The organism is Microcystis sp. 49638_E5 (assembly GCF_021300285.1).
Taxonomy (GTDB): Bacteria; Cyanobacteriota; Cyanobacteriia; order Cyanobacteriales; family Microcystaceae; genus Microcystis; species Microcystis aeruginosa_C.
Map to the genome: position 1 here is coordinate 1 of NZ_JAJTDH010000103.1, position 9,753 is coordinate 9,753.

A 9,753-nucleotide genomic window follows, 5' to 3' on the forward strand; every position below is an offset into this window, starting at 1 on the left:
CTGTTGCTGTCAGGGAGACTGTCACCGTGCTACCAGAATTATTAGCCAGAGCCGGGGGATTATTAAGCTGGGTAGCCAGTAATTCAAGAGAGCCAGTCTGAGATGTTGAGACAATAGAAGCTAAAACCATAAAAAGAGATACCTCGTTTCTCGTTTCAATTGACGGATAAAGCCAAGGCAGTTATTCCACTCTTGAGCTTGACTGATCCTAAATTATATTGATATAGTAGTCAAGTGTACATGGCCACAGTATATACAAAAGTTAATGATTAAACAGCCCATCGCAATTGTTGGTATGGGATGTCGTTTTCCCGGAGCCAATAATCCTAGTGAATTTTGGGAGATACTCCAAAATGGCGTACATAAGATAACTAAAGACCCTATAGATCGCCCTACGCAGATGACAGGTTGGGCGGGATTTCTCGATGGCATAGATAAATTTGATGCGGCGTTTTTTGGCATTTCTTCGGAAGAAGCGATCAAGATGGATCCTCAACACAGACTTTTGTTAGAAACCTCTTGGGAAGCCTTAGAAGACGCTGGGCTAGTTCCCGCTAATTTAGCAGGGACCGATACTGGCGTTTTTATTGGGCTTTCTGGTAGTGAATATCCGAATTTATTAATTGAAGATTCAACCTTTAATACCACCATTGGAACTCTCGACTGTATGTTAGCCAATAGGATTTCTTCCTATTTTGATTTTCAGGGTTTAAGTCTAACAATAAATACCGCTTGTTCTTCTGTATTAGTGGCCATAGATAGTGCCTGCCAAAGCTTATGGAATGAAGACATTTGTTTGGCTTTAGTCGGTGGTACACATCTAACTTTTTCTCCCGTGATTGCCTCTAGATATGTCAATGCGGGTTTGATTTCTGCCGATGGTTTGTGTAAAACTTTTGATGCTAAAGCGGATGGTTATGTTCGGGGCGAGTGTATCGGAGTCGTTGTCTTAAAACTTCTATCCCAAGCTCAAGCGGATGGCGATCGCATTTATGCTGTGATTCGGGGGAGTGGCGTTAATCACAATGGTAGTGGTAATGGCTTGACCGCACCCAATATGCAAGCCCAGATTGCTCTCTTGCAAAAAGTTTATCAACGGGCAGAAATTAATCCCAATTCTATTAATTATATTGAAGCTAACGGTACGGCAACGCCCATTGGAGATGCCCTAGAAATGAAGGCATTAGGAACAGTAGTTGGCAAAGATCGAACTGCTGATAATCCCTGTCGGGTGGGCAGTGTAAAAACCAATATTGGTCATACAGAAGGTGCTTCTGGTATTGCGGGGTTGATTAAAGTTGCTCTTTCCCTCTATCACCGTCAAATACCCCCCACTTTACATTGTCAAGAGCCTAATCCTGCCATTCCTTTTGCCAAACTAGGACTAAAAGTACAACAAACCTTAGAAACTTTACCCGAAGAAACAGGGCCAATTCGAGCAGGGGTTAGTTCTTTTAGTCTGGGGGGAACGAATGCTCATCTGATATTAGAATCAGTCCCGTCTCAAGCAAAAGCTGAACCTAATCTTTCTCCTTTACAAGTTTTTACCCTAACCGCCAAGACTTCTACTGCTTTACAAGCTTTGGTGCAACGTTATCAATCTTTCCTAGAAGATAACCCTGAAGTCGCTTTGTCCGATATTTGTTTTATGGCTAATACTAGGCGATCTCAATTCTCCCACCGTCTAGCTATGATCACTGAATCAAAAGAACAATTGCAAGAGCAACTAAATATGATTGTTCGCCAAGAAGCATTATCAAGTGTATTCAGTGGACAAGTTATAAGGCAAAAATCCGCACCAATTTGTTTTATTTTTTCTGGAAAAAGCCAGAAACTTAAACTAATTATTAAATCCCTTGCTCAAAGTCATCCAGCCATCTATTCATTGCTAGAAGAATTGCAACCACTTATTTCTTCTTATTCGACAAGATCATTTTTTCAATTAATAGAAGAAGAAAATTTAGAAAACCCTTTTCTTAGCCAAGTAGTCAACTTTATCTGTGAATATGCGATGACTCAATTATGGCAATACTGGGGAATAAAACCAGCAATCTGTATAGGTTATGGTCTGGGAAATTATGCTGCTTTAGTATTGGCGGGAATTTTAACTGTAGAAGAGGCAATTTCTTTAATCATAGAAGATAAAAAAATTGAATCACCTCCCAAGTTTCAAGCCGCAAAAATTCCCGTAATTTTACCGATCAGTGGTAAGACAATTAAAATTCATGAAACTATTGACTATAAGCAGTGGCAAAAAGAATTTAATGTCAATAACATGAACGCAGAAAATTTACCTAGCCTATTATCAGACTCTAATGTAATTTTGCTAGATCTATGTTCTCTGGAGATCAAAAGTCATGATTATCTCAAACAGCTTGATGATTATAACATAAAAAGTCCTGAAGAAATAAAAAGTTTTGATTATTTATATTATTTATTTTCCACTTTAATCAAATTCTGGTTAATGGGGGTGAAAATTGATTGGCCTAAAGTTTCAAACTATCAACAATGTTATCCTATTTCAGTCCCTACCTATCCCTTTGAGGGTCAATCATACTGGATTGATGTATCACCTAAAATACCAAATAAACAAAGCATCCATAATCAAGAGAACTATTTGAAGGGACAACGAAGCAATAATCAAGAGAACTATTTGAATGTAGAATTTATCGCTCCTCGTGATAATTTAGAGATGCAATTGACCGAGATTTGGCGAGAAGTTTTAGGAATCCAGACTATCGGAGTCAAAGACAATTTCTTCAATTTAGGGGGACGCTCTCTGGTGGCGGTCAAGCTATTCGCTCAAATCGAAAAAGTCTTCAAGGTCAATCTACCATTAGTCACCCTTTTCCAAGCTCCAACGGTTGAGCAGATAGCTAGGATTCTCCGGGAGAAAGCGGTTGAAACTGACCCCCAGACTCACAGCCTTAGACTTGAAAGCCAACTAAATCCTCAGTCTTCTCTAGTAGCCATGCAGTCGAGTGGCGCGAAAAGACCATTTTTTCTCGTCCCCGGTGGCGGCGGCGGCGAAAATGAATTAATCATCTATGCCAAATTAGTCTATCTTTTGGGTCAAGAACGGCCTGTTTATGGATTCCAAGCAAGGGGTTGGGACGGAATCGAAAATCCTCACAATACTGTAGAGGCTATGGCAACCGACTACATCAAAGAAATCCGTACCGTCCAACCCGAAGGACCTTATCTTCTCGGAGGTGAATGTATAGGCGGACTTGTCGCTTTGGAAATGGCACAACAGCTAGTCGCACAAGGACAGAAAGTGGGATTATTAGTTTTTCTCGATACACCTGTTCCAACTCTGCCGAGAAAACTCCGCTATCAGGTGGAGAAATTTTTCCAAATTCCAAGAATTCGCCATCATCTCAGAGAACTCAAATCCTCAGGGAAAGGAGAGAGTCTCACCTATATTTTTAACCAAGCATCAAAGGTGAAGGAAAAGCTGGCAGAAGACAGCTTCAGTCGCCACCGAAAAAAAGTTGCCAAAAACTACATAAAAATGATTATGCACTACAGACCACAAACCTATTCTGGTGGAATTACCTGGTTAGTCACTGAAAGTTTTTATCCCAAGGCTCAAAATCAGGGGTGGAACCATCTAGCCGGAGGAGAACTGGAAATTCACCGGATTCCAGGAACTCACGACTCTTATCTCGGTGACAATGTCGAGACTACGGCTGAAAGGCTTAAAGCTTGCCTTGACGAAGCGCAGGCAGATGATTGAAACCCGAATCAGGATATACTCTACCACGGCTGGCTTGTCTGAATTCGCCGCCAATATTTTTAATTTTGAATGACTTATGAAGGCTCCAGTGGCTTTTTTTATCTTTAACCGACCTCAACTGACAGCAAAGGTATTTGAAGGGATTCGTCAGGCCAAACCCAACAAACTGTTTATCATTGCCGACGGTCCGCGCTCCGCTCGACCAGACGACCGCGACAAGTGCGCTGCCACCCGTGCCGTTGTCAAACAAATCGATTGGGACTGTGAAGTATTCAGGAACTATTCAGAGGTTAATCTAGGCTGCGGACGCAGGGTATCTACAGGTATTAGCTGGGTTTTTGAGCAAGTCGAGGAAGCCATCATCCTAGAGGACGACTGCCTCCCCCACCCAACTTTTTTTCCATTTTGCGAACAACTATTGGAGAAATATAGAAATGAGCCAAAAATAATGAGTATCAGCGGAACTAACTGGTTAGGACAATGGAAACCAGAGCAGCAGAGTTATCATTTTTCCTTTTGTGGGGGCATTTGGGGATGGGCCACTTGGAAAAGAGCTTGGCAAGGCTATGACTATGAGATTAAATTATGGTCAAACCGAAAAATCAGGCAAGAAATTAAAGATTTTATCGAGGATGAACAAATATTTAAATGGTACGACCAAGTTTTCTCCCAAGCCTATAGAGGAGAAATTGATACTTGGGACTATCAGTGGATGTTTCAATGCCTTTTCCACTCAGGATTAGAAGTGGTTCCCTCAGTCAACTTAATTTCTAATATTGGCTTCGGGGAAGAAGCATCCCATACTAAAAAACCCGATGATTTCAGAAGCAATCTTCCCCAGCACTCTATGTTATTTCCGCTGAAGGAAGCCAAGGAATTAGTAATAGACAGAGAATATGGCAAACAAGTAGTAAAAAAACTTTCTATCAATAGCCATCTCCTTGTCAGATTGAAAAATAAAATCAAGAGGTGGTCAGCTGGGTAAGCGCATCTTAACAATCCTTGACAAAATTAACTTTATGTGAGTTGCTCACCCAGAGGGCGATTCAGGAATATTTGAGTGGAATTTGCCATCTCAATTGTTAAGCAAGAATCGACCAACTGTTAAGATTTCGTAACTATTCTGATTGACTGGTATCACCTGAAATGCCCACGCGGATCACAAAATTGGCCAATTGTCAATCAGGAGGCTCCGAGGCAGGAGAGGAGACTATTTTTATTTATTCTCCCATCTCCCATCTCCTCACACCCTACACCCCACATCCCACACCCCACACCCCACACCCCACACCCCACACCCCACTTCTCCAACAATTGTAAAGAAATGTTACAATTATGCCGTTATAACAGCTTACCATCTTGACAGGAGGGAAAGACAGTGGTTATAGTAGAGACACATACCCGGGTAAACCAATTTAGTGATATGCAAGACAAGCAAAAAGTCACACTGTACCTTCCCCCTGGAGTCCATCGTCAACTAAAAATAAGGGCTGCGATCGATGAAGAATCGATGTCAGGTCTGGTGGAAAAAGCGATCGCTTTCTACCTAAAATACCCCGAAAAGGTAGAAGAAATCGAAGCCGCCGCCTATGGCAAAACCTATCAGGTTCATGTCTGTCCCGAGTGTGATGCCGCGTTAGTAATGAAAGAAGATCGGCTAAGGTCGATCAAACGCCAGCCCGGAATAGTCGGCGACGAGTTCCCGCTCGAAGTTCCCGAACCCGTCGGCGCCCAAGCAACCGCAGAGGGAGAAGCAGCCTTAGTTCCCTGCTAAACTCTCAGTAGCCGAACAAGGCATCTACAGCCATCAGCCGCCCAAGGTCAAAACCGTTACCACAAATAGGGTCGATGTTATGAAAGAAGAGCTAGAAATTCTCGTCAAGGCTCAGTATCCCCTGATTTACCTCGTCACCTCCGAGGAGGAAAGGGCGGAAGAAGCCATCAGCAAAATAGCCCAACTAAATACACAACATCGACGGGTGTTTGTCTGGACTGTTACCCACGGCATGATCGAACTGGGTCAACCGCGCCAAACCAGTCAACATAATACCGTATCTCCAGAAGCGGCGATCGAATGGGTATTGCGTCAACGGGAAGCGGGCATCTACATCTTCAAAGACCTGCATCCGTTCATCACTTCCGCTCCGGTCAATCGCTGGTTAAGAGATGCGATCGCCAGCTTTAAAGGAACCGAAAAAATCATTATTTTAATGTCTCCCCTGCAAGAAGTCCCCATAGAACTAGAGAAAGACGTAGTAGTTCTAGATTTTCCCCTGCCGGACATGGGAGAGTTAGATACGGTACTCTCGCAACACCTAGGCAAAAATCAAAATCGTCGTACCACCACAGAGGTCCGGGAAAAACTCCTGAAAGCGGCCTTGGGCTTAACCAAAGATGAAGCCGAAAAAGTTTACCGGAAAGCCTATGTAAAAGCGAACAAACTCACGGAAGACGAGGTAGAAATCGTCCTTTCCGAGAAAAAACAACTGATTCGCCGCAACGGAATTTTAGAATACGTTGAAGAGGACGAGACCATCAATGCCGTCGGCGGTCTGGAAGAATTAAAAAGATGGTTAAAACAGCGCTCAAATGCCTTTACAGAAAGAGCCAGAGGTTACGGACTCCCCCAACCGAAAGGGATGCTAATTTTAGGAGTACCAGGCTGTGGTAAGTCCTTAATCGCTAAAACCACCTCGCGTCTCTGGAGTTTACCGCTCCTGCGCTTAGATATGGGACGGGTTTACGATGGTTCCATGGTGGGACGGTCCGAGGCTAACCTGCGTAATGCCTTAAAAACTGCCGAATCCATCTCTCCGGCCATTCTTTTCATCGATGAATTAGATAAAGCTTTTGCCGGTGGCACGGGATCCGCCGATTCCGATGGGGGAACCTCTAGCCGCATCTTCGGCTCCTTCCTGACTTGGATGCAGGAAAAAACCTCGCCCGTCTTCGTCATGGCCACAGCTAACCGGATTGAACGGCTACCCGGGGAATTTCTCCGCAAGGGGCGCTTCGATGAAATCTTCTTTGTCGATTTGCCCAATTCCGAAGAAAGACAAGATATCTTTAATATTCACCTGACTAAACGACGCTCCGACATTTCTCGCTTCGATTTGGAGCAGTTAGCCAAGGTATCCGATGGGTTTTCCGGTGCGGAAATAGAACAGGCGCTGATTGCCGCCATGTATGAGGCCTTCGCCCAAGATCGCGAATTCACGCAATTGGACATTATTGCGGCGATTAAGGCGACTCTGCCCCTATCTCGCACCATGACCGAACAGGTAACTGCCCTGCGTGATTGGGCCAGACAACGCGCCCGACCTGCTTCGGCCTCCGTCGCTGAGTACCAGCGATTGGAGTTCTAACAGACTTTCGCCCGCTCCCAACGGGATGAAAGGCTAGTTCTCAGGGACTAGCAATGCCTCGCAAAGCCGCTTGGCGGCACTCTTTAACTCTCAATCTGTTGTTGTTGATTCTTATCTACAAAGAGGAAATTCCAATGTCTCATTTTAGCACTCTCCGGACCAAAATCACCGATGCCGAAATCCTCAAAGCTTCTCTCCGCGACCTCGGCATTAGCGTAAAAACCGAAGCTGATGTTCGTGGTTACAACGGTCAACGGGTTCGCTCCGACATCGTTGCTGTTCTCGATGGCGAATATGATCTCGGTTGGTCCCGCAACACCGACGGCAGTTTCGATTTAATCGCTGACCTCTGGGGTGTAGCCAAAAAACACAATCAAACCGAATTGATCAACTCGATCAACCAAAAATACGCTGTGAACAAAACCCTATCCGAAGTGAAACAGCGCGGTCTGCAAAACGCTAACGTTAAGCTAGTCGTTCAAAGCTAAGATTTACAGCGCGTTCCCAAGCCTAGGGGTTGACCAGTTCGGTTAACCCTTTTTTCTGTCTGTGGGGTATGTTAAGAATAGTAAAATTAACTTGACAAAAATGCTCCGACCCGAAGAAAGAACTAAACTCGATCCGACCAAAGACAGCGATTTTTATGCTTTTCCCCGCTTCGTCACCCACGTGGATGAGGGTTTTATCGATCGATTAACCGCTCTCTACCGAGAGATATTATCGCCGAATACGCGCATTTTAGACCTGATGAGCAGCTGGGTGTCCCATTTACCGGAGGAGATGGAATTTGAGCATATCGAAGGTCACGGGATGAATGGGGAGGAGTTAGCCAAAAATCCCCGCTTGCATAGTTATTTTGTCCAGGACCTCAATGCACAGCCAAAATTGCCCCTAGGGGATAGTTCTTTTGATGCGGTGTTAATCACGGTGTCGGTGCAGTATTTGCAGTATCCAGAGGCGATTTTTGCGGAACTGTATCGCATTTTAAAGCCTAATGGTCTGGTGGTGGTCAGTTTTTCCAATCGGATGTTTTACCAAAAAGCGATCGCTGCTTGGCGCGATAATAGCGATTTAGGCCGGGTAGCGTTAGTGAAATCCTATTTTAAATCGGTGGCGGGATTTAGGGAAGTACAGGCGATCGTTCGTCCTGCTACTACCCCCAGTTTCCTACAAATGTTAGGAATTATGGTTGCTGATCCCTTCTATGCAGTGATAGGAAAAAAAAATCTTCTCTAGGATTATAGTCATCGTTTGAATTCTTAATCCCTAATGCTCGCCATCCAATGCCGACTCTGACTGACCAGATTTTTTCTCTTGGTTTCACCTCTTTGAACTCTAGGCTGGGGTGAAATGGATTTTCTTTCCAAATCTGGTAATTTTTCTTGGCTGTTTCTTGTACCCTTTGCGGCAAACTTAGAAAAAGTTGACGAAACCTCTTGGTTCTGGATGACTTCATTCTTCCCCAAAGCCTTTATCTTCTGTTCTCCCCTCTTGTTCTTCTATCAGAGCTTCCTGTGCCATTGTTATTAAAGCTCCCAATTCCAGATCCTCGTTGGAAAGGCTTTTCTGCCATTTTAATTCACCTTCAATATCTTCCAGCAATTGTTGAGCAAGTTCATCTTGAAGATGCTCTGGCAGTTTCTGGATTTCTGTGAATGCTTTTTGCAATAGAGTAGTCATGTTTTGTTCATGTTTTACGCGTATTGAACTATTTTACTACTTTTTCTACTCTTGCAATCTAACGGTTTAAGTTTGTCTATAGCTTTATTGTCAACGACTTTAGGGAATAACGGGCTTCAATAAAAGGGCTTCTGAGGGCTGCTCAAGCATTAATAAGCTGTTCGTAATTTAAATTGCTTGTTGAGACGAGGCAAGAGGCAACAGTAAAGGAATTGGAGGAGATTCGGCTAATCTAAGAATAAGCAGTTTAAATAGGGTTTGCTGAATAAATGTGAAATGTAGGCAAGGTAGGGGTTTTGTGGCTTTACGAGCGAAACAGGTGCAAGATTTTTGCGTCTTCATCGGCCCGCGTCCTGTAGGGGCGAAGCATTTGGGCATAACCTATCGGTGAAACCGGAGATTTTCTATCCGAATGCTTCGCCCGTACTTTTTGCCGCAAACCCTAAATATGTCTTAGCTTACCAGCGCGTCCGCTTCGCTCTAATCTCAATCCTGTTGTGGCAACGATATCAGAGTTTTGTTTTTTACTTTTTGAACAGTCAACCAAACATTTAAACCGTCCACAACTGCTGTTGCCGTTGTGCTAGAATGGCGAAAAATTCTCACAATTAATAATTATGTTAGCCGAATTAGCCGCCGCCGAAATCGCTAAAATCGCCTTTGAAGCTGTTATCGGTAAATTAACGGAAGGAGCAATGGATAAAGGTGTAGAATTGTGGCAAAAAATTAAGCAAAAGTTACAAAAGGAACCGGCCGCAGCCAAGGTTTTAGCGGCAGCCGAACAAACTAAATCCGAGGCGATGATTGAACAGCAAGTGGTTCCTTTTTTACAGGTAGAAATGCTCAAAGACACCAATTTTGCCCAAGAAATCCAAACCCTAGCACAACAAATTAAACAAGTTATCAACAGTGGCAATCAAGACAATATCGCCATGAATGCCACAGCTTATGATAATAGTACCGTTAAAA

10 protein-coding genes are annotated in these 9,753 nt (G+C 43.8%); 7 read left to right on the plus strand and 3 right to left on the minus strand.

Translation table 11 applies throughout. The features are described from left to right. Positions 1 to 265: 265 nt before the first annotated feature. The 6 genes from LW728_RS20090 (at position 266) to LW728_RS20115 (ending at position 8,340) form a co-directional block, all read left to right on the plus strand. Positions 266 to 3,739 (plus strand): type I polyketide synthase, encoded by a 3,474-nt coding sequence (locus tag LW728_RS20090; RefSeq protein WP_287767874.1) that lies wholly within the window; start codon positions 266 to 268, stop codon positions 3,737 to 3,739. 76 nt (positions 3,740 to 3,815) lie between these two features. Next, on the plus strand, positions 3,816 to 4,724 hold the full coding sequence (locus LW728_RS20095) for a glycosyltransferase family 2 protein (protein WP_287767876.1): 909 nt from the start codon (positions 3,816 to 3,818) through the stop codon (positions 4,722 to 4,724). Positions 4,725 to 5,162: 438 nt separating this feature from the next. After that, the gene (locus LW728_RS20100; RefSeq protein ID WP_045358317.1) at positions 5,163 to 5,513 is read left to right on the plus strand and encodes a slr0373 family blue light stress response protein; all 351 of its coding nucleotides are present in this window, start codon (positions 5,163 to 5,165) and stop codon (positions 5,511 to 5,513) included. Positions 5,514 to 5,592: 79 nt separating this feature from the next. Next, entirely contained in the window at positions 5,593 to 7,104 is a 1,512-nt protein-coding gene (gene ycf46, locus LW728_RS20105) for a stress-responsive protein Ycf46 (RefSeq protein WP_287767880.1), read from the plus strand. 134 nt (positions 7,105 to 7,238) lie between these two features. Beyond that, positions 7,239 to 7,592 carry a DUF1257 domain-containing protein gene (locus tag LW728_RS20110; RefSeq protein WP_002731874.1) on the plus strand — a complete coding sequence of 118 codons (354 nt, stop codon included), beginning with the start codon at positions 7,239 to 7,241 and terminating at the stop codon, positions 7,590 to 7,592. A 100-nt stretch (positions 7,593 to 7,692) separates the two neighbouring features. Next, a complete protein-coding gene (locus LW728_RS20115; RefSeq protein WP_287767883.1) occupies positions 7,693 to 8,340 on the plus strand; it encodes a class I SAM-dependent methyltransferase in 648 nt (215 codons plus the stop codon). On the opposite strand, the gene LW728_RS23290 is transcribed toward LW728_RS20115, so the two are convergent. The 3 genes from LW728_RS23290 to LW728_RS20125 all read right to left on the minus strand — a co-directional run bounded on the left by LW728_RS23290 (position 8,288) and on the right by LW728_RS20125 (position 9,126). Further along, on the minus strand, positions 8,288 to 8,560 hold the full coding sequence (locus LW728_RS23290; RefSeq protein ID WP_353845714.1) for a hypothetical protein: 273 nt from the start codon (positions 8,558 to 8,560) through the stop codon (positions 8,288 to 8,290). The two genes, LW728_RS20115 and LW728_RS23290, sit on opposite strands and share 53 nt — an antisense overlap. After that, a complete protein-coding gene (locus LW728_RS20120) occupies positions 8,557 to 8,784 on the minus strand; it encodes a hypothetical protein (protein ID WP_002756907.1) in 228 nt (75 codons plus the stop codon). The genes LW728_RS23290 and LW728_RS20120 overlap by 4 nt, the downstream gene beginning before the upstream one ends. A 168-nt stretch (positions 8,785 to 8,952) precedes the next feature. Beyond that, entirely contained in the window at positions 8,953 to 9,126 is a 174-nt protein-coding gene (locus LW728_RS20125; protein WP_155120225.1) for a hypothetical protein, read from the minus strand. Between the two features lie 275 nt (positions 9,127 to 9,401). Here LW728_RS20125 and LW728_RS20130 point away from each other — a divergent pair. Beyond that, positions 9,402 to 9,753 (plus strand): hypothetical protein (locus tag LW728_RS20130; RefSeq protein WP_287767887.1); only part of this gene is annotated, 352 nt, incomplete at its 3' end.

Bases quoted from the DNA above. Each gene is read 5' to 3' on its own strand.
- LW728_RS20090 (WP_287767874.1), top strand. From the start codon at position 266: ATGATTAAACAGCCCATCGCAATTGTTGGTATGGGATGTCGTTTTCCC.
- LW728_RS20095 (WP_287767876.1), top strand. From the start codon at position 3,816: ATGAAGGCTCCAGTGGCTTTTTTTATCTTTAACCGACCTCAACTGACA.
- LW728_RS20100 (WP_045358317.1), top strand. From the start codon at position 5,163: ATGCAAGACAAGCAAAAAGTCACACTGTACCTTCCCCCTGGAGTCCAT.
- ycf46 (WP_287767880.1), top strand. From the start codon at position 5,593: ATGAAAGAAGAGCTAGAAATTCTCGTCAAGGCTCAGTATCCCCTGATT.
- LW728_RS20110 (WP_002731874.1), top strand. From the start codon at position 7,239: ATGTCTCATTTTAGCACTCTCCGGACCAAAATCACCGATGCCGAAATC.
- LW728_RS20115 (WP_287767883.1), top strand. From the start codon at position 7,693: ATGCTCCGACCCGAAGAAAGAACTAAACTCGATCCGACCAAAGACAGC.
- LW728_RS23290 (WP_353845714.1), bottom strand. From the start codon at position 8,560: ATGAAGTCATCCAGAACCAAGAGGTTTCGTCAACTTTTTCTAAGTTTG.
- LW728_RS20120 (WP_002756907.1), bottom strand. From the start codon at position 8,784: ATGACTACTCTATTGCAAAAAGCATTCACAGAAATCCAGAAACTGCCA.
- LW728_RS20125 (WP_155120225.1), bottom strand. From the start codon at position 9,126: ATGAAGACGCAAAAATCTTGCACCTGTTTCGCTCGTAAAGCCACAAAA.